Source organism: Methylomonas sp. Uni0011, assembly GCF_056850255.1.
Genome location: NZ_JBVVNO010000007.1, coordinates 124,940 through 148,701, shown reverse-complemented (window position 1 = coordinate 148,701; position 23,762 = coordinate 124,940). Strand labels below are relative to the sequence as shown.

The 23,762-nt window shown below is 55.8% G+C and carries 21 protein-coding genes; 17 read left to right on the top strand and 4 right to left on the bottom strand.

All coding sequences use genetic code 11. The annotated features are described in order from the left end of the window. Positions 1–9: 9 nt before the first annotated feature. On the top strand, positions 10–1,305 hold the full coding sequence (locus AC0IM9_RS11195) for an adenylosuccinate synthase (RefSeq protein ID WP_140912558.1): 1,296 nt from the start codon (positions 10–12) through the stop codon (positions 1,303–1,305). Between the two features lie 107 nt (positions 1,306–1,412). Here AC0IM9_RS11195 and AC0IM9_RS11190 read toward each other — a convergent pair whose 3' ends face one another. Together AC0IM9_RS11190 and AC0IM9_RS11185 are read right to left on the bottom strand one after the other, a co-directional pair. Further along, a complete protein-coding gene (locus tag AC0IM9_RS11190) occupies positions 1,413–2,258 on the bottom strand; it encodes a sulfurtransferase (protein WP_482804044.1) in 846 nt (281 codons plus the stop codon). A gap of 2 nt (positions 2,259–2,260) precedes the next feature. Then, entirely contained in the window at positions 2,261–3,238 is a 978-nt protein-coding gene (locus AC0IM9_RS11185) for an NAD(P)H-quinone oxidoreductase (RefSeq protein ID WP_482804043.1), read from the bottom strand. Between the two features lie 78 nt (positions 3,239–3,316). Here AC0IM9_RS11185 and argC point away from each other — a divergent pair, with 78 nt between their 5' ends. Next, positions 3,317–4,348 carry an N-acetyl-gamma-glutamyl-phosphate reductase gene (argC, locus tag AC0IM9_RS11180; protein ID WP_482804042.1) on the top strand — a complete coding sequence of 344 codons (1,032 nt, stop codon included), beginning with the start codon at positions 3,317–3,319 and terminating at the stop codon, positions 4,346–4,348. An 85-nt stretch (positions 4,349–4,433) separates the two neighbouring features. Here argC and xdp1 read toward each other — a convergent pair whose 3' ends face one another. Both xdp1 and prsT read right to left on the bottom strand, forming a co-directional pair. Beyond that, positions 4,434–5,177 carry an exosortase-dependent surface protein XDP1 gene (xdp1, locus tag AC0IM9_RS11175; protein ID WP_482804041.1) on the bottom strand — a complete coding sequence of 248 codons (744 nt, stop codon included), beginning with the start codon at positions 5,175–5,177 and terminating at the stop codon, positions 4,434–4,436. A gap of 226 nt (positions 5,178–5,403) precedes the next feature. Further along, entirely contained in the window at positions 5,404–8,217 is a 2,814-nt protein-coding gene (prsT, locus tag AC0IM9_RS11170; protein ID WP_482804040.1) for an XrtA/PEP-CTERM system TPR-repeat protein PrsT, read from the bottom strand. A gap of 256 nt (positions 8,218–8,473) precedes the next feature. Between prsT and AC0IM9_RS11165 the strand changes: the two genes are divergently transcribed. The 15 genes from AC0IM9_RS11165 (at position 8,474) to ppsA (ending at position 23,753) form a co-directional block, all read left to right on the top strand. Beyond that, complete coding sequence (locus AC0IM9_RS11165) at positions 8,474–9,676, top strand: sensor histidine kinase (RefSeq protein ID WP_482804039.1); 1,203 nt, start codon at positions 8,474–8,476, stop codon at positions 9,674–9,676. Then, on the top strand, positions 9,663–11,045 hold the full coding sequence (locus AC0IM9_RS11160) for a sigma-54-dependent transcriptional regulator (RefSeq protein ID WP_482804038.1): 1,383 nt from the start codon (positions 9,663–9,665) through the stop codon (positions 11,043–11,045). Before AC0IM9_RS11165 ends, AC0IM9_RS11160 begins: the two co-directional genes overlap by 14 nt. A 58-nt stretch (positions 11,046–11,103) precedes the next feature. After that, the gene (gene fliE / locus AC0IM9_RS11155) at positions 11,104–11,415 is read left to right on the top strand and encodes a flagellar hook-basal body complex protein FliE (protein WP_140912566.1); all 312 of its coding nucleotides are present in this window, start codon (positions 11,104–11,106) and stop codon (positions 11,413–11,415) included. 17 nt (positions 11,416–11,432) lie between these two features. Next, complete coding sequence (fliF, locus tag AC0IM9_RS11150) at positions 11,433–13,175, top strand: flagellar basal-body MS-ring/collar protein FliF (RefSeq protein WP_482804037.1); 1,743 nt, start codon at positions 11,433–11,435, stop codon at positions 13,173–13,175. Continuing rightward, entirely contained in the window at positions 13,168–14,178 is a 1,011-nt protein-coding gene (fliG, locus tag AC0IM9_RS11145; protein WP_140912568.1) for a flagellar motor switch protein FliG, read from the top strand. Before fliF ends, fliG begins: the two co-directional genes overlap by 8 nt. After that, positions 14,165–14,872: a flagellar assembly protein FliH gene (locus tag AC0IM9_RS11140; protein WP_140912569.1), complete on the top strand. Its 708-nt coding sequence runs from the start codon at positions 14,165–14,167 to the stop codon at positions 14,870–14,872. The genes fliG and AC0IM9_RS11140 overlap by 14 nt, the downstream gene beginning before the upstream one ends. Next, complete coding sequence (gene fliI, locus AC0IM9_RS11135; protein ID WP_140912570.1) at positions 14,869–16,215, top strand: flagellar protein export ATPase FliI; 1,347 nt, start codon at positions 14,869–14,871, stop codon at positions 16,213–16,215. The genes AC0IM9_RS11140 and fliI overlap by 4 nt, the downstream gene beginning before the upstream one ends. Then, positions 16,215–16,667: a flagellar export protein FliJ gene (gene fliJ / locus AC0IM9_RS11130; RefSeq protein WP_445370911.1), complete on the top strand. Its 453-nt coding sequence runs from the start codon at positions 16,215–16,217 to the stop codon at positions 16,665–16,667. Before fliI ends, fliJ begins: the two co-directional genes overlap by 1 nt. Positions 16,668–16,694: 27 nt before the next feature. After that, complete coding sequence (locus tag AC0IM9_RS11125; RefSeq protein ID WP_482804036.1) at positions 16,695–18,059, top strand: flagellar hook-length control protein FliK; 1,365 nt, start codon at positions 16,695–16,697, stop codon at positions 18,057–18,059. 142 nt (positions 18,060–18,201) lie between these two features. Continuing rightward, on the top strand, positions 18,202–18,627 hold the full coding sequence (rpsF, locus tag AC0IM9_RS11120; RefSeq protein ID WP_140912573.1) for a 30S ribosomal protein S6: 426 nt from the start codon (positions 18,202–18,204) through the stop codon (positions 18,625–18,627). Positions 18,628–18,651: 24 nt separating this feature from the next. Then, positions 18,652–18,882 carry a 30S ribosomal protein S18 gene (gene rpsR, locus AC0IM9_RS11115; protein ID WP_054758676.1) on the top strand — a complete coding sequence of 77 codons (231 nt, stop codon included), beginning with the start codon at positions 18,652–18,654 and terminating at the stop codon, positions 18,880–18,882. A gap of 28 nt (positions 18,883–18,910) precedes the next feature. Continuing rightward, positions 18,911–19,819 (top strand): hypothetical protein, encoded by a 909-nt coding sequence (locus AC0IM9_RS11110; protein ID WP_445370909.1) that lies wholly within the window; start codon positions 18,911–18,913, stop codon positions 19,817–19,819. Between the two features lie 46 nt (positions 19,820–19,865). Then, entirely contained in the window at positions 19,866–20,312 is a 447-nt protein-coding gene (gene rplI / locus AC0IM9_RS11105; protein WP_140912575.1) for a 50S ribosomal protein L9, read from the top strand. 4 nt (positions 20,313–20,316) lie between these two features. After that, a complete protein-coding gene (gene rfaD, locus AC0IM9_RS11100) occupies positions 20,317–21,258 on the top strand; it encodes an ADP-glyceromanno-heptose 6-epimerase (RefSeq protein ID WP_278211570.1) in 942 nt (313 codons plus the stop codon). Between the two features lie 101 nt (positions 21,259–21,359). Beyond that, the gene (ppsA, locus tag AC0IM9_RS11095) at positions 21,360–23,753 is read left to right on the top strand and encodes a phosphoenolpyruvate synthase (protein WP_482804035.1); all 2,394 of its coding nucleotides are present in this window, start codon (positions 21,360–21,362) and stop codon (positions 23,751–23,753) included. The last annotated feature ends 9 nt before the right edge of the window (positions 23,754–23,762 follow it).

Sequence of the window (23,762 nt, the reverse complement as noted above, 5' to 3'; positions counted from 1 at the left end):
TGGAAAAGTATGGGAAAAAATGTAGTTGTTATCGGCACGCAATGGGGCGATGAAGGCAAGGGCAAGCTGGTCGATCTTTTAACCGAGCAGGCAGCGGCCGTAGTGCGCTTTCAGGGCGGCCATAACGCCGGCCACACCTTGGTGATTAACGGCGAAAAAACCGTGTTGCACCTGATTCCGTCCGGCGTTTTGCGCGACGGAGTGCAATGCATGATCGGCAACGGTGTGGTGCTTTGTCCGGAAGCCTTGCTCAAGGAAATCGAGATTCTGGAAAAGTCGGGCGTACCGGTCAGGAACCGGTTACAAGTCAGCGAAGCCTGTGCCTTGATTCTGCCGGTCCATGTGGCTGTCGATCAGGCCCGGGAAAAGGCGCGCGGCAGCAAAGCGATCGGTACGACCGGCCGCGGCATCGGTCCGGCCTACGAAGACAAAGTGGCCCGTCGCGGCTTGCGTGCCGGCGATTTGCGCAATCGCGAGGAATTTTCCGCCCGGCTGAAGGAGCTGGTCGAATACCATAATTTCATGTTGGTCAATTATTACCAGGCCGAACCGGTCAACTATGCAGAAATTCTGGATAACACCTTGCGTTTGGGGGAAATCATCAAGCCGATGCTGACCGATGTCGGCGAGGCACTGTATAGCCACCAACAGCAAGGAAACAACGTATTATTCGAAGGCGCGCAGGGTGCTCTGCTGGATATTGACCACGGCACTTATCCGTACGTGACCTCTTCCAATACTACCGCGGGTGGCGCGGCGACCGGCAGCGGCGTTGGGCCGTTAGCGTTGGATTACGTTCTGGGCATTACCAAGGCCTATTCGACTCGGGTCGGCAACGGCCCGTTTCCGACCGAATTGATGGACAGTTATGGCGAACATTTGGGCGTGAAGGGCCATGAATTCGGCGCCACCACCGGGCGTAAACGCCGTTGCGGCTGGTTCGATGCGGTCTCGATGCGTAAATCAGCCCAATTGAACAGCTTGACCGGCATCTGTTTGACCAAGCTGGACGTGTTGGACGGTCTGGACAAAATCGGGATTTGTACCGCCTATAAAATTGACGGCCAAATCACCGAAACGGCGCCGTTGGGCGCCGACCAATACGCCGTTTGCGAGGCGGTGATTGAGGAAATGCCGGGTTGGAGCGGTAGTACCGCCGGGATTACCGATTTCGCGCAATTACCGGAAAATGCCAAGGCTTACATCGCCCGGATCGAACAATTGGTCGGCGTCAAAGTCACGATATTGTCCACCGGTCCTGATCGCAACGAAACCATCGTCCTGGAAAATCCGTTCGCGGCTTGATCTTAGTGTATTAAACCTGCTCCGAAAGTCGCCGGCTGCGCTTATGTGAAGCCAACCGGCGCATTTTTCAATACGAACCAACGCGTTCGCGTTGGCCCGGCCACTGCTTAACAGCTGGCAACACTCCGGTTCCGGTTACGGATCCAGTCGCTCCAAGAGCCGGCGTACAATTTCGATCCGCCGAGTCCGGCGATTTCCATCGCCAACAGGTTATGGCAGGCGGTCACGCCGGAGCCGCACATATGCACCACTCGCTCTGCCGGAAAAGGTGAAATCAAATCGGTAAATTGTTGGCGTAATTGGTCAGGGGCCAGGAACAGGCCGTTTCGATCCAGATTCGATTGCAACGGCCGGTTAACTGCTCCTGGCACATGGCCGGGCACCGGGTCGATCGGTTCGACTTTGCCGAGGAAGCGCTCCGGGGTTCTGGCGTCGACCAAGATTATGCTGCGGCTCGCCAGGCCGGTTTCGACCTGGCTTGCGCCAAGCCATTGCCGGTTATCGAGATAGGCGCGGAACGCGCTGGCGCTGATTTTCGGCAGCGCTGTCGCCGTTGGCAGACCTTGTTTGCGCCAGTGGCCGTAGCCACCGTCGAGCACTGCGACCAGAGTATGGCCCATGCTGCGCAGCAGCCACCACATGCGGCCGGCAAAGGCGCCGCCGGCATCGTCGTAGACCACGACTTGGCTGCGGTTGTTAACACCCCATTGGCCCAATTTTTCGGCGAGCGAATCGAAGTTCGGTAGCGGGTGGCGGCCGGTGTAAGCTTGCACCGGCGACGACAAGTCTTGGTTCAAGTCGGCGTAGACTGCGCCGGGAATATGGCCCGACCGGTAGGATTTAAAGCCGGCGGCGCTATCGGCCAGCGAGAAACGGCAATCGAATATCCGCCAATTCGGATTGTCGAGATTGGCCGCCAAAGTGGCGGCGGAAACCAGCGTGGTGTAAGTCATGCTCATAGCTCCAAAATGATTTTTCCGATGTGTTGGCTGCTTTCCATCAGCCGGTGGGCGCGGTCGGCCTCGGCGAGCGGAAAGACTGAATCTATCACGGGTTTGATTTGGCCGGATTCCAGCAATGGCCAGACTTTATCGCGCAATTGCCCGGTAATGTTGGCTTTGAACTCGTCGCTACGGGAGCGTAAGGTCGAACCGGCCAGCGTCAGACGTTTCATCAACAGCGCGGCCAAATTGATTTCAGCCTTGCCGCCGCGCTGAATTCCGATTTGCAACAAGCGGCCGTCAATCGCCAAGCTCTTTAAATTGCGCGGCAAATAATCGCCGCCCACCATGTCCAGAATCACGTCGACGCCTTTACCTTCGGTGAAATCCAGCACGGCTTCGACGAAATCCTGTTGCCGGTAATTCACGGCAAGGTCGGCACCCAATTCCAGGCAGCGCCGGCATTTTTCGTCGCTGCCGGCTGTCGTGACGACGCGGCTACCGAAGGCTTTTGCCAGTTGGATTGCCGTGGTACCGATGCCGCTGGTGCCGCCATGTACCAATAGCGATTCGCCAGCTTGCAATCCGGCCCGGTCGAAAACGTTGCTCCAAACCGTGAAAAACGTCTCCGGCAGTGCGGCGGCCTCGATAAAGCTGAATCCGCGCGGTATCGGCAGGCTACAGCAGGCACTGGCCAGGCAATATTCGGCATAACCGCCGCCGGTGACCAGAGCGCAGACCGGATCGCCGACACTAAACCCGGTTACCGCGCTGCCGATTTCGGCTACAGTGCCGGCAACTTCCAGACCCAGGATGGGGGAGGCGTCCGGTGGTGGCGGATATAGGCCCTGGCGCTGCACCAGGTCCGGCCGGTTGATGCCGGCGGCTTTGGTGTGGATCAGAATTTGATTCTCGCGCGGAGACGGTTGCGGCCAGTCCTTGACGACGAGTTCTGTGGTATCGGCGTTGGTTTGAAGCTGAACGGCGCGCATGATGTTAAGGATTGCTGGAGTAGTGTCGTATTATATGCGGCCCAATTTAGCAGAAGTATAGTTTCCACGAGAGAACCCATGGTACGAGCAGGTATTGTCGGCGGTACGGGATACACCGGCGTCGAGTTATTAAGAATTTTGGTGTTGCATCCGCAGGTGGATGTCACAGTCGTCACCTCCCGCGCCGATGCCGGGTCGAGGGTGGACCAGTTGTATCCCAGTTTGCGAGGGTATTGCGATTTGCAATTCAGTCCGCCGGAACTGAAGTATTTGCAGGAATGCGATGTGGTATTCTTCGCGACCCCGAACGGCACGGCCATGTTGATGGCGGCAGCGTTGCTGGAGCGGGGGATCAAAGTCATCGATCTGTCCGCCGATTTCCGGATTAAAGACCCGGCCGAATGGGAGAAATGGTACGGCATGCAGCATGCCAGTCCGAGTTTGATCGATGAGGCCGTGTACGGTTTGCCGGAGGTAAACCGGGAGCAGATCAAGCAGGCGCGCTTGATTGCTTGTCCCGGCTGTTACCCGACGGCTGTGCAATTGGGTTTTTTGCCTTTGCTGGAAGCTGGGATTGTAGATGCGAACGGATTGGTGGCGGATGTCAAATCCGGCGTCAGCGGTGCCGGGCGCAAGGCGGAAATATCGTCGTTAATGAGTGAAGCCGGCGAAAGTTTCAAAGCCTATGCGGTTGCCGGCCATCGCCATTTGCCGGAAATCAGGCAAGGATTGGCGCGTGTCGCAGGCAATGCGGTGGGATTGACCTTCGTGCCGCATTTGACGCCGATGATCCGCGGGATTCACGCCACGCTTTATGCGCGTTTGCATGGTCGCAGTGCCGATTTACACGGGCTGTTCGAAGCACGTTTTCGGGAAGAGCGCTTCGTCGACGTGTTACCCGCCGGTCGTCATGCCGACACCCGTAATGTCCGCGGCAGCAACCGCTGTCAGATTGCAGTACATCAGCCGCAGGGCGGCGATACGGTGGTGGTTTTGTCGGTAATCGATAATCTGGTTAAGGGGGCTTCAGGCCAGGCGGTGCAAAACATGAATCTGATGTTTGGTTTGGCTGAAGCAGCTGGTCTTGAAACGGTTGCGCTTTATCCTTGAGAGTTAGATAAAATTGAGCAATAAAAAACCGCCTGCCGGACAATCCGGACAGGCGGTTTGTTTTTAATTCAGAGCCTGCAGCTGCTTAAGCGCTGAGGGTTCGCTTTTTGCTGTTCATCCGCCAGCCAAATATGCCGCTTGCCAACAGTAACAAGCTGGTAGGTTCCGGAACGCTGGCGCCAGGGCCTGGGGAGGTGCTGGCAGTAGTGCCGACCAAAGACGCTAATTTGAAATAGTCGTTGCTATTGGTGAGCTCGGTCGATGGATCGCCTTTGCCGGTACCCCAAGTGCTGCTATAAGCGCTAATCAACCAGAAACTGGATGACAGGTTGTTAGGATTGATGTCTTCTACAACATTTTGAGCCGTGTTGTAGCTACCGACAAATTCCCAGCCGCGGGCGAGCAAATCGGAAATTTTTTCTCCGCTAATGTCTCTATCGGTTGGCAGCGCATTGTTCGTCAGTGTCCCAGTGTATCTCAAGACCGACACGTCGGAGTCGTAGCCGGAAGTCACTGACGGCCAGCCTATCGTTAACTTGTCTAAAATTGTGTTGGAGTCGAACCGAAAAAGCAGCGCTTCGATATTGCCTACGTTGTCGGTCGCGTGCTCAGGTGAGGTTGTGCTTTCGCCGCTGGTTGTGACACCCAGTCCACCGGAATAATTTCCCACGGCCGCGGTAGCAAATGTTGAAGTCGAACTGGTTCCCACCGAATACGCGTTGATGCTTGTAATACCTGCGGGTTTCGAACCCCCGAGGGTCCATGTTGTGGCGTTTGCCGCAAACGGTGCCAACAGCAGTGTTGTGATAGCCAAATATTTCCGGATCATAGAGTCCTCGCAATTTTTTGAATTCATTTTCTTCCGTTATTGTCTGTGCCGGTCTGGAAATAACAATTGTACTATCGGCCATAGAACAAAACGCTTTTGTCGAAATTTGATAAGCATTTATTGGGCCATTATTTAATTTTGTTTAAAAACAAATTGTTACGGTTCAAGCTCGCTGAGTGGGTATAGGTATTGTAAAAAAACACGACAGACCTTACCCTTCCGAATTTCAGCGCAGCTTGTCCAATAAAGACTTGGCTTGCTCGTGCCCGTTGAACGCCGTATTAGCTTTCAGTGCTTCTTCCAGTTCTTGTCTGGCTTCTTCCCGACGCTGCATTTGATTTAATGCGACAGCGATGTGATAACGGATCTCGGGGTCGTGCGATTGCAGCGAATGTGCGTTGCGCAGGTAGTGCAAGCCTTGTTCGGCTTGGCCTGCGTTGACTAGAATCCAACCCAAAGTATCGTTGGTCGCCGCCTGGTCGGGAGCCAGTTTATGGGCTTGTTCGGCTAAAGAAAGTGCTTTGTTGTTGCCGACATTCAAATAAACGTAGGCGAGGTTGTTTAAGAATTGCGGTTCGCTCGGGAACTGCTTGAGCAACAGATCGTAATATTTTTCGGCTTCTTTGAAATTCCCGTTTTTTAATAATTCGCTGGCCAAGGCTGCCATCGGTGGGTAGTCTTGGGGATGCTTTTTCACCCATTGTTCCAATAAATTGAAGGCTTTATCCGGCTGGTTGGTTTTCTGCATGCTTTCGAAAAGCTGCATCAACGACGTGGTATCAGGTTCCAGTTCGAACGCCGTTTGATAGTGGCTGTTGGCCAAGCTGAAATTACTGTCGTGGACTGCAATGTCGCCCAATAATTGGTGTGGAAAGGCCCGCTTGGGGTAGCGTTTCAGTAGGCTCTCGGCCCGGCTTGCGGCAAATACCGGCTTGCCGTGGTTGAGTTCCATTTCGACCAGGGCAATCTGCGATGGAATATGATCTTCATCGACTAATACCGCTTTTTTTAAGGTCTTGATGGCTTCGAAATAGTCGCCGGCATCGATTTGGTAACGAGCCGCCTTGTAAAGCTGTTTGACGTTGAAGCGGGCTTGGTCGGCCATGCGGATAAAAACGCCCAAGGCCTTTTCTCGATTGTTGTTGGCCAAGTAACTGCGCGCCAGCGCATCAATCACCTGCAGATTATTCTTATCGATCACTTCGGCTGCTTGAGCCGCGGCACTGGCTTCAGACGTTTTGCCCATCTTCAAAAACAACTCGACCGATGCCAGCAGCACGGGGAGCGATTTTGAATCGAGCTTTTTGGCGCGTTCCAGCCAATCATTGGCAGCATCGAGACGTCCGGCGCTTTGCTCGACTTTAGCCAGTTCCACCAAAATGTCCAGATTATTGGGGTCTTTTTGACTCAAGGCTTGCAGACGCTGTCTGGCTTGATCGAATTTACGTTCGCCAACGTCGAGTTTGCTCAAGTTAATTTGAGCGTCGAGAAAATTCGGCTCTGAATCGATGGCCTTTTCGAAGCTCTGTCTGGCTTGTTTGTATTGGCCGTTGGCGACTTGGGTGGTGCCTAACAAATTCAGCAGTGTTAAATTTGTCGACGCTCGTTTGTAGAGTGTCTGTGCGATTTGTAAGGCGCTTTCGGAGTCCCCTTGGCTCATTTTCAGCGCCACCAACGGAATGCCGGCTTCTAAGGAGCCGGGATTATGCTTATAAGCCGTCTCCAAATCTTGGATTGCCGCTTGCTCGTGGCCCATTGCCAGCCGGTTAAGACCGATTTCGGTTTGCAAGTCGCCGTTACCGTCGCTCATCGCGGTGGCTTTGCCGAACATGATGTTAGCCATATCGTGCTTGCCGGCCTGCATGAAGGCGTTCCCCAACAAGTATGCGAGTCGCTGGTCTTGCGGGTTGCGCATTTGGATCGGGCGGAGCAATTCAATAGCTTGTTCAGGCTCGTTTTTTTTCAGCAGAACGTTCGCTAGCAGTTTATACGGGCCGGATTGCTCGGGGAATTGTTTCACGTAGAGTCGAAGGTATTCCGCAGCCAGGTCGAAGCGCTGCAGGCTGTAGTTCACCAAGCCGGACAGCATCAAGGTCGAGCTATGCGCCGCCAGGTATTCCGGTTTGATCGATGAGAGGGTGTCCGCCGCGATGACCAACTCCTTAGCGGCTGCGTCTTTTTGGTTGTTCCGATCCAATAGTACCGCGTTCAGGTAGGCGGCTTTGGGTTCGGAAGGGTACTTTTCGCGGACATACTGCAAATCCTGCTTGGCTGGTTCGTCGCGTTTTAAATCCATTAACAGGCCGGCGCGGGCCAGGCGCGTGTCGATATGGTCCGGATTGAGTTCGACCGCTTTGTCGTAAAACTTGAGCGCCTCCTCCAACTCCATATTGGCGTGTTTGATCGAACCCTTCGCGAACCAGGCTCCGTGGTCGTTTGGCTGGATTTGCATGGCTTTATCCGCCGCCGCTTCGGCACCTTTCCGGTCGCCCCGTTTCAATAGCGCATTGGCACGGCCGACCGTCGCCGCCACGTAGTTCGGATCGATTTGCGCCGCACTGTCGAATTCGTTCAAGGCTTCGCTGATCTGATTGAGCTGCAAATAAGCGTTTCCGCGGAATACATGTAGTGCGGGACGCAATTCGGTGCTAAACCGTACCGGATCGATTTCCTTTATCAAGTCGTTGTAGCGGATTTGATAGGTGTAGAGTTTTGCCAGATTTTCGACGATTAACGCCGGGTCGACACCGTGTTGTTTGGCGAGATTCAGTTGCACTTCCGCAGCCGATAAGGATTTCTGCTGCAAATAGATATCGCCGAGCAATATATGGGCCGCGACGTAGCGGTCGTTTTGCTGCAAGGCGTTCTTCAAATGGATTACCGCTTCGTCGTTTTTGTGTTCCCTGTAGGCCTGTAAGGCCTGCTCGTAATACTGTCCGGCCAGAATGTCGTCGGCCAGGGCAACTTTTTCCGGGGTCAATCCTGCAACCAGCAGCCATGTGCCCAGGGTAAGACGGTAAGGTAATTGGGATTTGCGCATGAGAAGACCGTTTCCGTTCATTGAGTCCGCATAGAATAGCCGCAAAGCCGATTTGTCTCCAGTTGCGCCGGATTGTCGATTCGGTTGCCTGCAGGCTTTGGGACTGGGAATGACCAAACCGGCGGGCGCTGGGCGCTTACTTGCGGTAAGGCTGTCAAAATCTTGGCTTGTGTCGGTAGTGCTTTGTTTTTAAATTAATTTTTATTGTGGTCTGGTTTTTGCTTTTTGGCCGTTAGAGTAATCTGGCGGAATTGCAATGGACACTTTAAGCTTTCAGCAACAACAAAAAGCCGAGCGTTTGACCGACGCTTTTCGGCTATTCAACGAACTTTCCGCGAATTTGACCCATTCTTACCAGGGGCTGGAAGAGCAGATCGCCCAGTTGAACCGGGAGTTGGCCGCCGCCCGCAACGAGCGGCTGCATACATTGGTCGAGAAAGAGAAGTTGGCTAGCCGCTTGCAGCAAATTCTGGCGGCATTGCCGGCCGCGGTGGTCGTGTTGAACGCCCAGGGCATGGTGATCGACTGCAACAATCATGCAATCGATTTTCTCGGTGAGCCGGTGATAGGCCAATTCTGGTCCGAGGTGGTCGGCAGAAGTTTGCAGCCGGTCTTCGAATCGCCGCACGAGAGGCAATTGCGCGACGGCCGTAAAGTCAATATCACCCACAACGTGCTGGGGAACCATGCCGAGCAAGTCATCCTATTGTCCGACGTCAGTGAAATCCGCTCGTTGCAGGAGACCTTGGTTCAGCAGAAGCATCTCAGTGCGATGGGGGAAATGGTGGCCGGTCTGGCGCATCAGGTCCGTACCCCGTTGGCGACCGCGATCTTGTATGCCTCGCAAATGAGCCGGCCTGAAATCGCCGAGGACAAACGTCGGCAATTTTCGGCAAAGATCCTGGAACGTTTGCACTATCTGGAGCGGCAGGTCAACGACATGTTGATTTTCGCCAAACAGGGGCGGATGGCGATGCAGGGTTTCTCGTTAACCACGTTGTTGGCGCATTTGAGCGAAGCGGGCGATGGCTATGCCGGCCAATTGGAGATCGCTAACATGGCCGGCGACCTGGAGTTGTTGGGAAATCAGGATGCCTTGCGCGGCGCGCTGTTGAACTTGATCAACAACGCTGCGGAGGCGGGCGCTCAAAAAATCCGGCTGCGGGCGATGGCCGGTGTCGGCGGCATCGACATCAGTGTCAGTGATGACGGCCCCGGTATTCCCCCCGACCAGCGGGCCAAATTATTCGAGCCTTTTTTTACCACCAAATCCAACGGCACCGGCCTGGGCCTGGCGGTCGTGGATAGTGTTGCCAGGGCCCACGGCGGCAGAGTGTGTTGCCGTTCCGAGCCTGGAAACGGCACCTGTTTTACGTTGACCTTGCCGTGCCACAACCACTATGCATTAAGCCTTTCAGCGGGCGCTAACAATATGGAGATCAACCATGAAGCAGTATGATGTTCTGGTCGTAGAAGACGACGTCGCGCTCTGCGAAGCCTTGTGCGACACTCTGGAAATAGAAGGTTACCGCGTGGTTTCCGCCAAAAACGGCACCGAAGCGCTCAGCCAATTGGCTAAACATGCCGTGCGTTTGGTGGTTAGCGACGTGCAGATGCCGGTCATGGACGGCATTCAGTTGCTGCAGAATATTCAGCAAAAATTCGCTGAAACCCCGGTCTTGTTGATGACGGCTTATGGCACCATCCCTAAAGCGGTCGAAGCCATGCAAGCCGGTGCGGCCGATTATTTGATCAAACCGTTCGAGGCCACGACCTTGGTCGACAAGGTTGCCGCCTTGGTTGCGCCGATGCCGCAAGTGCCGATCGAGCGTGTGGTCGCCGACGATGTGATGAAAAAGCTGTACGCACTGGCCGGCAAGGTGGCGAAAACCAATGTGACCATGCTGTTGGAAGGCGAGAGTGGCGTCGGTAAAGAGGTTTTGGCGCGCTACATCCATAAGAACTCCCACTACCATGCCGGGCCTTTCGACGCGATCAACTGTGCGGCGATTCCGGAAAACATGCTGGAAGCAATGCTGTTCGGCTACGAGAAGGGGGCTTTCACCGGCGCGGTCCAATCCGCGCCTGGAAAGTTCGAACAGGCCCAGGGCGGTACGCTGTTACTGGACGAAATATCCGAAATGGATATCGCTCTGCAGGCCAAGTTGTTGCGGGTGTTGCAGGAGAAAGAAGTGGAACGTCTGGGCGGCCAACGCAAGATTGCGCTGAACGTCAGAATTTTGGCGACGACCAACCGCAAATTGAAGGAATACGTGCGGGAGGGCCGGTTTCGCGAGGATTTGTATTTCCGCCTCAGCGTGTTTCCGTTGAAAATTCCCGCGCTGCGCGAGCGCAGGCAAGATATCGTGCCGTTGGCGCAGCAATTGGTCCAAAAACATACCGCACCGGGGCGGCCGCTGTGTCGTTTCGATGAGGCCGCGCTGGACAAGTTATGCCGATACGCTTGGCCCGGCAACGTGCGCGAATTGGAAAACGTCGTGCAGCGTGCCTTGATTTTGCAAAATAACGGTGTCATCGGCGCCGATGAGCTAATTTTGGATGACGAGGCCGCAGTTTTGCCGGCCCAGCCTGCCGCCGGGCAAACTATTGCCATAGAATCCTGGCCCTACGATGCGGCTATCGATATCAACGAAGCCGGCAGTCTGAACGATGGCGTCCGCTCCGCCGAAGAAAAGATTATTTTGCAAATGTTGCGGGATGTCAGCGGCAGCCGGAAAGCCACGGCGGCCAAGCTGGGTATCAGTCCGCGCACCTTGCGCTACAAAATTGCGCGAATGAAGGAAGCCGGGGTGGCTGTGCCTGGTTAGCAATGTTGGCCTGAAAAATGCTTTCCAACCGGTAGGCAACTTATAAAGAGTCAATATCATGTCAGACATCAACGTCAATCAAGTCCTGGCCCAAATGCGGGCCATGTCTATCGAGGCCGGCGGCAAAGCGCAACCGGCCGATACCAGCGGCGATTTCGCCGCGATGTTGAAACAATCCATCGATTCGGTAAGCCAGACCCAGCAGACCGCCAATAATTTGGCGAAGTCGTTCGAAATGGGCCAGAGCGATGTCAGCTTGGCCGAGGTGATGATTGCATCCCAAAAAGCCAGCGTCTCATTTCAAGCCATGTTGCAAGTCCGCAATAAGCTGGTCGACGCTTATAAAGACGTCATGGGCATGTCGATTTAGGTTAACGGAAGTCGGCCATGAGCGAGTTGGACAGAAATCTACCGATGGATTCGCGGTCTCAAGAGGCCGCCGAGACCAGTAAGATGCAACAGGCGCTGACCGGCCTGAGCAAGTTGCCGGTATCGCGCCAAGTCGGTTTGATGCTGGGATTGGCTCTGAGCGTGGCCATCGGCGTTGCGGTGGTGCTGTGGTCGCAAGCGCCGGCTTACGATTTGCTGTTCGCCAGCGTTGCGGAAAAGGACTCGGCGGAAATACTCGATACGCTGACGAAGATGGGCGTCGACTACAAAGTCGAGACCGGTTCCGGAGCCATCATGGTGCCGGCCGACAAAGTCAGGGAAATGAAATTGAAACTCGCGGCGCAAGGCCTGCCGCGCAGCGCCAGCCTGGGTTACGAACTGCTGGACAAGGACAACGGTTTCGGCGCCAGCAAAAGCGTCGAACAAATGCGCTTTCAACGCGCCTTGGAAGGCGAGATTGCCCTGACCATTCAAACCATTCAAAACGTCAAGGCCGCTAAAGTGTTATTGGCAATCCCGGTGCAATCGGTGTTTGTCCGCGAGCGGAAAAAACCCAGCGCATCGGTGGTCGTGGAACTTTACCAAGGCCGGACGCTGGAAAAAGAACAGATCGAATCAATCATCCACTTGGTCGCGTCCAGCGTGCCGCTGATGGAAGCCAGTCAAGTCACGGTGGTGGATCAGAAGGGCCGCCTGCTGAACAGCAAAGAAGCCGGGGAAGATATCACGCTGTCCGGTAAGCAATTCGAGTACAAGAAAAATATCGAAGAACACTTGCGCGAACGCATCGAAAACATCCTGACGCCTTTGGTGGGCGGAGACGGCATGCGTGCGCAAATCTCGGCCGACGTGGATTTTACCGTCACCGAAAAAACCCAGGAAATGTTCAACCCAGATCTGCCGGCGTTGCGCAGCGAACAAACTCAGGAAGAAACCAATTCTTCGTCTAAAGTTCAAGGTGTGCCCGGCGCGCTTTCCAACCAGCCGCCGCCGACCGGCGTGGCTCCGGAGGTGGCGAGCGGCCAGGAAAAAACCGCAGCCGGCGAATCCGGTGCGGCCAGCAAGTCGGCAACACGTAACTACGAGCTGGATAAAACTATCACCCATACCCGTTTGGCAACCGGCGCGCTACGCCGGCTGTCGATCGCGGTGGTGGTCGACGACAAAAAACTGGTACAAACCGACGGCAAGGTGACGCAACAGCCCTATTCGCAGGAAGATCTGAATCAGCTCAGGGATTTGGTCAAGCAGGCGGTGGGCTACGACAACAGCCGCGGTGACCAAGTCACCGTGACGAACGTGGCCTTTAAATTGCCGGATGCGTTGGAGGAACTGCCTTCAGAGCCGATTTGGGATCAGCCGTGGTTCGCCAGCGCAATGAAACAATTGGGGGCAGTGTTGGTAGTGTTGTTGTTGATCATGGGCGTGTTGCGGCCGGTATTCAAAGGCTTGATCACCAAGGAAGAACAGTTGCTGGCCTTGGAAGAGGCGCGGGCGATTGCCGAAGCGACCGGTGGCGTGGTGCGCTTTGATGAAGAAGGGCGGCCGGTAGCGGTTCCGGTGGAAGTCGATCGGGAAACCGGCGAAATTCACGCCTTGCCGAGTGCGATGGAAGATTTGCTGCTGCTTGAAGCGCCGCAAAGCTACGAAAAACGTCTGGAGTATGTACAAAAAATGATCGACGAAGACCCGAAACTGGTCGCGCAGGTCATCAAAACCTGGTTGAAAGACGATGGCTGAGGACGACAGATATAGCAAGGCGCAACGCGCTTCGTTGCTGCTACTGGCAGTCGGTCAGGACCGGGCGGCGGCGGTATTGCGCCACATGGGGCCGAAGGAAGTGCAGCTGGTCGGCTCGACCATGGCGCAACTGGGCTCGATTACCTCCGGCGTGATCGATCAAGTGCTGGAAGAATTCATTATCGAAATCAAGAACGAAACCGGTTTGGGCTTGGACTCGGACGAGTATATTCGCAATATGCTGACCAATGCTTTGGGCGCGGACAAGGCCGGCAGTATCATCGATCGTATCCTGCTCGGTGCCAACAGCAAGGGTATCGAGCAGTTGAAGTGGATGGACACCCGGGCGATCGCCGATTTGATCCGGCTGGAGCATCCGCAGATCATTTCCATCATTCTGTCCTTATTGGACCCCGACCAGGCCGCCGACGTGTTGACGCTGCTGCCGGAGAACATGCGGTCCGACCTGCTGATGCGGATCGCCACGCTGGAAGGCGTGCAGCCGGCCGCCTTGCGCGAGTTGGACGATATCATGGAGAAACAATTGACCGGCAGCGACGGCGTCAAGTCATCGCAAATCGGCGGTATCGACGCTGCGGCCAATATCCTCAACTTCATCGAAAGCGCCATCAGCGATCCGATGATGCAGAACATCAACGAAGTCAATGCCGACCTGGGACAACGCATCCAAGACAAGATGTTCGTGTTCGGCGATCTGATCAACGTCGACGACCGCGGTATACAAACATTGTTGCGCGAAGTATCCACCGATCAACTGTTGTTGGCCTTGCGCGGTGTCGATGCCGCACTGCGCGACAAAGTTTTCGCCAACATGTCGCGGCGCGCGGCGGAAATGTTGCGCGACGATTTGGAAGCTGCGCCGCCGGCTCGGCTCAGCGAAGTCGAAGCCGCCCAAAAAGATATTTTGGCTATCGCCAAACGTCTGTCGGATGCCGGCGAATTGAGTCTGGGCGGCGGTGGCGGCGGTGATGAATTCGTCTAAGACGCCGCGGTTTTCCGAAGACGAACTGCAGGCCTTGAATCCCTGGACCGGGCTGCAGGATTTTAAGGCGCCGCCTCATTCGGAACCGGTGGAACTGGAGCAGGCGACCGAAATCCTGACGGTGGAACAGATCGAGGAGATTCAGAAGCAGGCCTACGATGAAGCCTTCGAGCAAGGCCGGCAGCAAGGTTTTGCCGAGGGCAGGGCCGAAGGCCTGGAGATCGGCCGTAAGCAAGGTTATGAAGAAAGTTTGCACTTGCTGCAAAAACAGGCAGCCGAATTGGCCGGATTGCTGGATGCCTTGAGCGAACCGTTCAAACAGCTCGACGAGGCGATAGAGCAAGAATTGGTCAGACTGGCGATTGCGATCGCCAGCCAGCTGATCCGCCGTGAGTTGAAGTCAGAGCCGGGCGAAATCGTTGCCGTGGTCAGGGAGGCAATTAAGGTCTTGCCGTTGGCTTCGCAGAAGGTCACCGTCAATTTGCACCCGGAGGACGCGGCTTTGGTCCGTAGCGCCTTGAAACTCGACGAAAGCATGCCGCCCTGGCGGTTGCAGGAAGATCCCTTGCTGAGTCGGGGGGGCTGTGTCGTCGAAACCGAAGTCTCCAGGGTCGATGCCAGCGTCGAGAGCCGGATGGCGGCCGTTATTGCCAATGTGCTGGGCGGGGACCGGCGCGAGGACGCCGAGAAATGATAGTCAGCGCCGACCGTGCCGAACTGTGGTTGGCCCGGCTACGGCCTTACCGGCAACGTCTGCATGAGCCGCTGGAAATGGTGGTCGAGGGTAAATTGTCGCGCATGGTGGGTTTGACGCTGGAGGCCGAGGGTTGCCGTGCGGCGATAGGCTCGTTGTGTCAAGTCGTCACCAAGTCCGGCAAAATCATCGCTGCCGAGGTGGTCGGTTTCAGCGGCGCGCATATTTACCTGATGCCGACCGGCGATACGCATGGCCTCGAGCCCGGTTGCCGGGTAATCCCAATGGGCAAAAATAGTCTGGCGCGGGTTGGTTTCGGTTTGCTGGGGCGGGTCTTGGACGGGGCCGGCAATCCGCTCGACAGCAAAGGCGCGTTGGATACCGACGCCAAGGTGTCTTTGGCCGGTACGCCGATTAATCCGTTAACCCGAAAACCGATTCGCGAAGCATTGGATGTCGGCGTCAGAGCCATCAATGCCGTTCTCAGCGTCGGCCGCGGCCAGCGCATGGGCTTGTTCGCCGGTACCGGGGTCGGTAAGAGCGTGTTGTTGGGGATGATGACCAAGTTTACCAACGCCGATGTCGTTGTGGTCGGCCTGATCGGTGAACGCGGTCGCGAGGTCAACGAATTCGTTCTGAAAATTCTGGGCGAGGAAGGTCTGCGCCGGGCTGTGGTGGTGGCGTCGCCGGCCGACGATTCGCCATTGATGCGGATGCACGGCGCGATGTTGGCCACCAGTATTGCGGAGTATTTTCGCGACCAGGGTCTGGACGTCTTGCTGTTGATGGATTCTCTGACCCGGTACGCGCAAGCGTATCGGGAAATCGCATTGGCAATCAACGAGCCGCCGGCCACCAAGGGTTATCCGCCGTCGGTATTTGCCAAATTACCGCAATTGGTGGAACGGGCCGGTAACGGTGACGTGGGCGGCGGCTCTATTACCGCCTTTTACACGGTACTGGCCGAGGGCGACGATACCAACGACCCGATATCCGACGCTGCGCGCGGCGTTCTCGACGGCCACGTGGTGTTGTCGCGTAGTCTGGCGGAGTCCGGCCATTATCCGGCCATCGATATCGAAGCCTCGATCAGCCGGGTAATGCCGGACATCGTCGAGGCAGAACATATGCAGATGGCGCGGGATTTGCGACGCCTGTATTCCATCTATCAGCAGAACAAGGATTTGATCAGCGTCGGCGCTTACCGTTCCGGTTCCGATCCGCGGATCGATCAGGCGGTGGCGAAGAACGCGGCGATCATGGATTTTCTGCAACAAAGCATGGACGAATCGGTCGACCTCAGCCGCAGCATCAGCGAGCTGGCGCAATTGTTGGCAAGCTGATGAAAAAGTCGCAGCGCTTGAATGTGGTGATCGAATTGCACGCCCGTCAGGAGCAGGATGCGTTGGCGGCATTGGGGGGTGTTCAGCAGCGTTTGCGCGAGCAGCAAGCCCAGCTGGACAGCCTGCTAAATTATCGGGTGGAGTATTTGCACAATTTCGCCGTCCGTCAACAAAGTGGAATACCGGTCAGCCAACTCATGGAATTCAGAGCCTTTTCGGAAAAATTGGACAGTGCAATCGATAGCCAAAGGCAAGCGGTTGCGCAGCAAGAACGCGAAGTTCAGCGCGCGCGCAAACACTGGGAGGATTCCCGGCAGCGAACCAAAAGTTTGCGAAAAGTTAGCGAGCTGGCCTTGGCGGAAGAGATAAAAAACGAACAAAAACGCGAACAGGCCGAGCAAGACGATCGGGCTGCGCGCACGGTAAACGGTAATGGCACGGGAACTGCTTAACCGTAGCAAACTGACAGGAGAATGGTTATGAATATACAAAGCTCGAATCCGCTGTCTTTGTTGTCCGGTTCCGACCCGACGGCCGGTCTTGGTGCTGGAATGCTGGGCGACGGCGTCAACGCAGGGCTGTTTTCCGCGACATTCCTGGAACAATTGGCCCAGTTGCAGACTAGTCTGGCGAATAGTGCGGGCGGCAGCGGCGGAGAATTGGCGAATTTGCAGCAACTCAGCGGTATAAATGCCGAGAATTTGACCGGCCGCGACCTGCAAAAAGTTGCCGCTATGTTCGGCAATAGCGTGCCGACCGCGGCCAAACTTGACCAGGATATCGATCTGGACGATACGATGGCGGCGTTAGCTGACGTGCTACAGTATTTACAGAGCCTGGACAGCTTGCCGGCAACCCCGCCTCCCACTCCGGCAACGGCTGGCGCCGTTCAAGACGATCAGAATGCGGAAGAAGCCGATGCCGTTCTGGCGGCAGCGCAGGCCGCGGCGGCGCTGGCGCAGATACAGGCCAATTCTGCGAGCGCCAGCGACACCTCGGCCACCAAAGTTGCCGGAGCGAGCGATCTGTTAGGCAGTGCCGATCCGGTAGGTCAGGCACTGGCGATAGTCGGCAACAACTCGGCCGAAACTGGTGTGAAGACCAAACTGGATGCGGCATCAGTCTCGACAAAAAGCGAGTCGCCGGGTCAGCCGGCCGATGCCGGCTTGGCGAAGGCGCTGTCCGGCCAGGACCAAGCCGATCTGCGGCAAGATAGCCCGGAAGATTCCGCTAACGCTTTCGGCAACGAGGCTGACGCGATTGCCGCAAAAAACCAAACGGGCTCGGTTGACAATGGCAAACATTTTGCAGTGATGGCGGCCGATATTGCCCAGTTGTCGAAGTCGGTCAACTCTGCCGGTCATAGTCCGGCAACGGCTGAAATTTCCAAGCATTTGGCTCAGCCGGGCTGGAACGTGGAGCTTGGCGAAAAATTGCTTTGGATGCACAAACAGGATATTCCGTCGGCCGAAATTCGGTTGAACCCCGAACACATGGGGCCTATTTCGATTAAGATCGACGTCAATCAAGACCAAACCAGTGTCTCTTTCACAACGCAGCATGCGGGAGTCAAAGAAGCAATAGAAGCCGCGTTACCGAAGCTGCGGGAAATGTTGGGCGAGCAAAAGCTGGATTTGGCGGACGTTAATGTGTCCCAGCAACATTCCGAACAAAAACAAGGCCGAGAATCCTATCAAATGGCTGGAGACCAGCGCCGGAGCGGCAATCAAGACCCTGATTTCACCGACGCCGGTGCAAACAACGCCTCCGCAACCAATATACTTGACGAAATCGAAGCCGGGCGTGCTATCGCCAGCAACGGCTTGCTCAGTCTGTTCGCCTAGTCCCCGGGCCGGCGTTGTAACAAAAATTGCTTTGCAAAAACAACGCCGGTTTCTATAATGCCCAGCTTTTTGGAGTCTTCCGGCTCCGAATCCTTGCTTCACCGCCTGCCGGCGGGAAGCTTTCAACCCGTAAGGAGAAATCATGCGACATTATGAAATCGTCTTCTTAGTCCATCCTGACCAAAGTGCTCAGGTGCCGGCTATGATTGAACGTTACAAATCCACTGTTGAAGAAGCCTCAGGCAAAATTCACCGGCTGGAAGACTGGGGCCGTAGACATCTGGCCTATCCGATCAAAAAAATTCACAAAGCGCATTACGTGCTGATGAATATCGAATGCGACCAAGCCACTCTGGAAGAACTGGAAGCCGGTTTTCGCTTTAACGACGCCATTTTGCGCAGCCAGACCCTGGCGAAAAAAGAAGCCATCACCGGTCCTTCCGTGATTGCAACCAGCGGCAGCGACGGCCAAAAATCCGCCAGCCGTGCCAAAGGTGACGCCGAAGAAGAAGTCGAAGCCGAAGTCGAAACCAGCGACGAAGCTGAAGTAGCTGCCGATTCAGAGTAACCCAAATTAACGTAGAGAATTTTCATGGCACGTAACAATATCAGACGTAAAAAAGGTTGCCGTTTCAGCGGCGAAGACGCGATCGTGATCGACTACAAAGATCTGGATCTGCTCAGCGAATACATCACCGAAACCGGCAAAATCATTCCGAGCCGGATTACCGGGACTAGCGCGAAATACCAAAGACAGTTGACTGCGGCGATCAAACAAGCCCGTTTCCTGGCTTTGTTGCCGTTTTGCGACGCGCATAAGTAACTGATTCGCAATCCGGAGGAAGGCAGGCGTGCAATTTCTGGCCGCTTTCATCATGAAGGGGAGGGTGCAAGCGATGACCGTTGCATCCAGCTTGGCGTTGCTTTCCCTGTTGTTTCCTCCGATTAGTATCGTAAGTTCGGCCTCGCTAGCGCTGGTCACTTTGCGGCGCGGAGCCGGCGAGGGCATGTACGTCCTGCTGTGTTCCTGCTTGGCGGCCGCGGTGTTGAGCCTGATGTTGCTGGGCAATTATCAGTACGCATTGATGTACGGTCTGGCGTTCTGGCTGCCGGTCTGGTTGATCTCGATCGTCTTGCGCGAGGGCAGACACTTGGTTGTGGCGATCGAAATCGCCGTGTTGCTAGGTTTGGCTGCGGTATTCAGCATTTATGTATTCCAGGAGCAGCCGGCGTTGTTTTGGCGGCAAATCCTGGAGTTCATGATTCAGCCGATGTTGAGCGGGCAAACCGATGTTGCCGTCGAACAGATTCGCCAATCGGCGGATACGTTGGCGCATTACATGACTGGTGTCGCCGCGGCGGGTAGTGTTTGCGGCTTGTTGCTGGGCCTGTTTTTGGCCCGGTTTTGGCAGGCCGCGCTCTACAATCCCGGCGGTTTCAGAAGCGAGTTTCTAGCGTTGCGGGCGCATTTGCCGTTCACATTGGCGACACTGGCGCTGGTTGCAGTGGCTTGGTTGAGTCCTGCAGACATCGCAGAGTTCTGCTGGAACGTCTTGCTGGTCATGTTCGTGCTGTATGTCTTTGTCGGTACTGCAGTGCTGCACGCGGCCTTTGCGACCAGCAAGGGCGGTCGGTTCATGGTGCCTTTTCTGTACATCACGTTGATGTTGGTGCCGCACGTGACCGCCGTGGTCGTCCTTTGCGGGCTAAGCGATACTTGGCTGGATTTGCGAAACAAATTTAAACCCAATGGAGCGTAACGCTCCCGATTTTTCGACATACGAGTCGAACCAAGAGGTATAAACGATGGAAGTCATTCTTCTGGAAAAAACCGCCAACCTGGGCAACCTGGGCGACAAAGTCACCATCAAACCGGGTTATGGCAGAAACTACCTGATCCCGCAAGGTAAAGCCGTTCAGGCGACCCCGGCTAAAATCAAGGAATTCGAAGAGCGTCGCGCCGAGCTGGAAAAGCAAGCGGCCGAAAAATTGGCGGCTGCCAACGCCCGTGCCGAAGCTCTGAGCAAACTGGCGATTACGATCGCTCATAAAACCGGCGACGAAGGCCGTCTGTTCGGTTCGGTCGGTACGCTGAACATTGCCGACGCGATCAGCGCTGCCGGCGTCAAAGTCGAAAAGCACGAGGTACGTTTGCCGAACGGCGTGATCCGCAATATCGGCGATTACGACATCGCCATCAACCTGCACACCGACGTCGTCGCCACGCTGACGATTAAAGTCGTAGCGGAGTAAGTGCTTGATCATCGTAACCGGTGGTGCCGGCTTCATCGGCAGTAATCTGGTGTTGGGGCTGAACGCCCGCGGTTACGATGATATTTTGGTGGTCGACCATTTAAGCAACGGTATCAAATTTAGGAATCTGGTCGATTGCCGGATTGCCGATTATCTCGACCGAGCCACGTTTCTCGAACGCCTGCAACAAGGCCGATTCCAAGCCGAATCGATAGCGGCGATATTCCATCAGGGCGCCTGTTCCAGTACCACGGAATGGGACGGCCGTTACATGATGGACAACAATTATGAATACAGCAAAACCCTGTTTCATTATTGCCAAAGCCACAAAATTCCATTTATTTACGCATCCAGCGCAGCCACTTACGGCGCCGATCTGACTTTCAAGGAAGAATTGGCCTACGAAGGTCCGCTGAATGTTTACGGTTACTCTAAGTTTCAGTTCGACCAGTATCTGCGGCGGCAAACCAAGTTGACGGCGCCAGTAGTAGGGTTGCGCTACTTCAACGTCTACGGCCCGCGCGAGGCGCACAAGGGCAGCATGGCCAGCGTCGCGTTTCATTTGCATAAGCAGATTCAGCAATCCGACGAATTGAAATTATTCGAAGGTTGCGACGGTTATGCCGACGGCGAGCAACGCCGGGATTTTGTTTACGTTGGCGATGTTGTCGACGTGAATTTGTGGTTTTTGGACCATCCCGAAGTCAGCGGCATCTTCAACTGCGGTACCGGTCGCAGCCAGACCTTTAACGACGTTGCCAATGCGGTGATTCGTTATCATCAACGCGGTTATATCAAATACATCCCGTTTCCGGAGCATCTGAAAGGCTGTTATCAGAGTTTTACCGAAGCCAATCTGGAAAAACTGCGCGCCGTCGGTTGCCAGCATCGGTTTAAGTCGGTGGAAGAAGGTGTTCAGCTCTACATGGAGTGGCTTAACCGTTAGCGTTAACCGCGCTCGCTGATGCCGAAAATCCTGGTTGCGGCCGCGTTTCAAGCGCGTATGCTTATAACGATAAGCAGAATTACAGCCAAGGAGTTCCCTCAATGTCCCTAGCCTACCGATACATCCGTTGGTTTAACCAACTCAGCATCCAGGATATTCCTTTAGTCGGCGGTAAGAATGCGTCGTTGGGCGAAATGTACCAAGGATTGGCCGTAGAGGGTATCCGGGTGCCGAACGGTTTCGCGATCACCGCAGACGCCTATCGTTGTCTGTTGGATCAAGCCGACGCTTGGCCCCGCTTACACGAATTATTGGACGATGTCGATGCCGACGACGTTGCCGATCTGGCCCGTCGCGCCCAGCAAGCCCGCGATTTGGTCTACGCCGCGCCGCTGCCCGCTGATTTGCAGGCCGAGATCAATGGCGCATTTGCCGAGTTGCAGCGCGAATACGGCGCTGACTTGACTGTCGCGGTACGCAGTTCCGCCACTGCGGAGGATCTGCCCAACGCCAGTTTTGCCGGTCAACAGGACAGCTATCTGAATATTCGCGGCGGTCACAGCTTGCTGGATGCCTGCAAGCGCTGCTTTGCCAGTCTGTTCACCGACCGCGCCATCCATTACCGCATCGACCAGGGTTTCGACCATTTCAAGGTGGCGCTGTCGATTGGCGTAATGAAAATGGTACGCTCGGATTTGGCCGCCAGCGGCGTGATGTTCTCACTCGATACCGAGTCCGGCTTCCAGGATGCGGTGTTCATTACCGGGGCTTACGGCCTGGGCGAAAACGTGGTGCAAGGTGCGGTGGATCCGGACGAGTTTTATGTGCACAAGCCGACCTTCGCCCAAGGTTACCGCGCGGTGCTGCGGCGCAATCTGGGCGCCAAGAAAATCAAGATGGTTTACAGCGACGGCCGTACTCGCGAGCCGGTGCGCAACATCGCCACCGCCAACGACGAGCGGCGCCGCTTTTGCATCGCCGACGCCGAAGTGCTGGAACTGGCCGATTATGCGACCAAAATCGAACGGCATTATGGTCGGCCGATGGACATGGAATGGGCCAAGGACGGGCTGGACGGCAAACTTTACCTCGTGCAGGCCCGACCGGAGACGGTGGCTTCGCAGCGTAGCGGCAACGTGTTAGAACAATACCGCTTGTTGGCGCAGGGTGTGGTCATCGCCCGCGGTCATGCGGTCGGCAGCAAAATAGCCGCTGGCAAGGCGAGGGTGATTGCCAGCGTTGCGCAGTTATCCAGTTTTAAGCCCGGCGAAGTGTTGATCGCCGATATGACCACGCCGGACTGGGAACCGGTGATGAAAACCGCCGCCGCCATCGTCACCAATCGCGGCGGCCGTACCTGCCATGCGGCGATCATCGCCCGCGAACTGGGCGTGCCGGCGGTAATCGGCTGCGAGAACGCAACCACGGCAATCGCCAGTGGTAGCGAGATTACGGTCAGTTGCGCCGAGGGCGACGTCGGCAAGGTTTATCAGGGGCAGGTCGAATTCGAGGTGCTGCGAACCGATCTGGCGCAAATGCAGCGGCCGAAGACCAAAATCATGCTGAATCTGGGCAATCCGGAATTGGCCTTCAAGCACAGCTTTTTGCCGAACGACGGCGTCGGTTTGGCACGGATGGAATTCATTATTACCGAATATATCAAGGCGCATCCGCTGGCCTTGATTCATCCGGAGCGGGTTCAGGACGTCGCCGAGTTGGAACAACTCAAGCGTTTGACCGAGGGTTACGAAAGCCCGGAAGAGTTTTTTATCCAGCGGCTGGCCGAAGGCGTGGCGACGATTGCCGCCGCGTTTTATCCCAAGCCGGTGGTGGTGCGGATGTCGGACTTCAAGACCAACGAATACGCCACGTTGTTGGGCGGGCGCTGGTTCGAGCAGGACGAGGCCAATCCGATGATCGGTTTTCGCGGCGCGTCGCGCTACGTGCATCCGGCTTACGCCGAGGGCTTCGCCTTGGAATGCGCGGCTATGAAGCGGGTGCGCGAGACGATGGGTTTGACCAATCTGATATTGATGATCCCGTTTTGCCGGCGCATCGACGAGGCGGAGCGGGTGTTGGCGGCGATGGCCGGCCACGGCTTGCAGCGCGGTGATAACGGCCTGGAAATCTACGTGATGTGCGAGATTCCCAACAACGTGATTCTGATCGACGAATTTGCCAAACTGTTCGACGGTTTTTCGATCGGCTCCAACGACTTGACCCAATTGACGCTGGGTGTCGATCGCGATTCGGAGATTGTTGCCAACGACTTCGACGAGCGCGATCCCGGCGTCAAAACCATGATTCGGCTGGCGGTGGAAGGCGCCCGGCGCAACGGCCGCCATTCCGGTTTGTGCGGCCAGGCGCCGTCGGATTATCCGGAAATGGCCGAATATCTAGTGGAAATCGGGATCGATTCGATGAGCTTGAATCCTGACACTGTGTTACCCACAACGCAGCGGGTGTTGGAATTGGAACAGTGCTTGGGGCGATAGCCAAGCGGA

What these genes read in the sequence shown, in the direction of transcription:
- AC0IM9_RS11195 (WP_140912558.1), top strand. Translation starts at nt 10, where the DNA reads ATGGGAAAAAATGTAGTTGTTATCGGCACGCAATGGGGCGATGAAGGC.
- AC0IM9_RS11190 (WP_482804044.1), bottom strand. Translation starts at nt 2,258, where the DNA reads ATGACTTACACCACGCTGGTTTCCGCCGCCACTTTGGCGGCCAATCTC.
- AC0IM9_RS11185 (WP_482804043.1), bottom strand. Translation starts at nt 3,238, where the DNA reads ATGCGCGCCGTTCAGCTTCAAACCAACGCCGATACCACAGAACTCGTC.
- argC (WP_482804042.1), top strand. Translation starts at nt 3,317, where the DNA reads ATGGTACGAGCAGGTATTGTCGGCGGTACGGGATACACCGGCGTCGAG.
- xdp1 (WP_482804041.1), bottom strand. Translation starts at nt 5,177, where the DNA reads ATGATCCGGAAATATTTGGCTATCACAACACTGCTGTTGGCACCGTTT.
- prsT (WP_482804040.1), bottom strand. Translation starts at nt 8,217, where the DNA reads ATGCGCAAATCCCAATTACCTTACCGTCTTACCCTGGGCACATGGCTG.
- AC0IM9_RS11165 (WP_482804039.1), top strand. Translation starts at nt 8,474, where the DNA reads ATGGACACTTTAAGCTTTCAGCAACAACAAAAAGCCGAGCGTTTGACC.
- AC0IM9_RS11160 (WP_482804038.1), top strand. Translation starts at nt 9,663, where the DNA reads ATGAAGCAGTATGATGTTCTGGTCGTAGAAGACGACGTCGCGCTCTGC.
- fliE (WP_140912566.1), top strand. Translation starts at nt 11,104, where the DNA reads ATGTCAGACATCAACGTCAATCAAGTCCTGGCCCAAATGCGGGCCATG.
- fliF (WP_482804037.1), top strand. Translation starts at nt 11,433, where the DNA reads ATGAGCGAGTTGGACAGAAATCTACCGATGGATTCGCGGTCTCAAGAG.
- fliG (WP_140912568.1), top strand. Translation starts at nt 13,168, where the DNA reads ATGGCTGAGGACGACAGATATAGCAAGGCGCAACGCGCTTCGTTGCTG.
- AC0IM9_RS11140 (WP_140912569.1), top strand. Translation starts at nt 14,165, where the DNA reads ATGAATTCGTCTAAGACGCCGCGGTTTTCCGAAGACGAACTGCAGGCC.
- fliI (WP_140912570.1), top strand. Translation starts at nt 14,869, where the DNA reads ATGATAGTCAGCGCCGACCGTGCCGAACTGTGGTTGGCCCGGCTACGG.
- fliJ (WP_445370911.1), top strand. Translation starts at nt 16,215, where the DNA reads ATGAAAAAGTCGCAGCGCTTGAATGTGGTGATCGAATTGCACGCCCGT.
- AC0IM9_RS11125 (WP_482804036.1), top strand. Translation starts at nt 16,695, where the DNA reads ATGAATATACAAAGCTCGAATCCGCTGTCTTTGTTGTCCGGTTCCGAC.
- rpsF (WP_140912573.1), top strand. Translation starts at nt 18,202, where the DNA reads ATGCGACATTATGAAATCGTCTTCTTAGTCCATCCTGACCAAAGTGCT.
- rpsR (WP_054758676.1), top strand. Translation starts at nt 18,652, where the DNA reads ATGGCACGTAACAATATCAGACGTAAAAAAGGTTGCCGTTTCAGCGGC.
- rplI (WP_140912575.1), top strand. Translation starts at nt 19,866, where the DNA reads ATGGAAGTCATTCTTCTGGAAAAAACCGCCAACCTGGGCAACCTGGGC.
- ppsA (WP_482804035.1), top strand. Translation starts at nt 21,360, where the DNA reads ATGTCCCTAGCCTACCGATACATCCGTTGGTTTAACCAACTCAGCATC.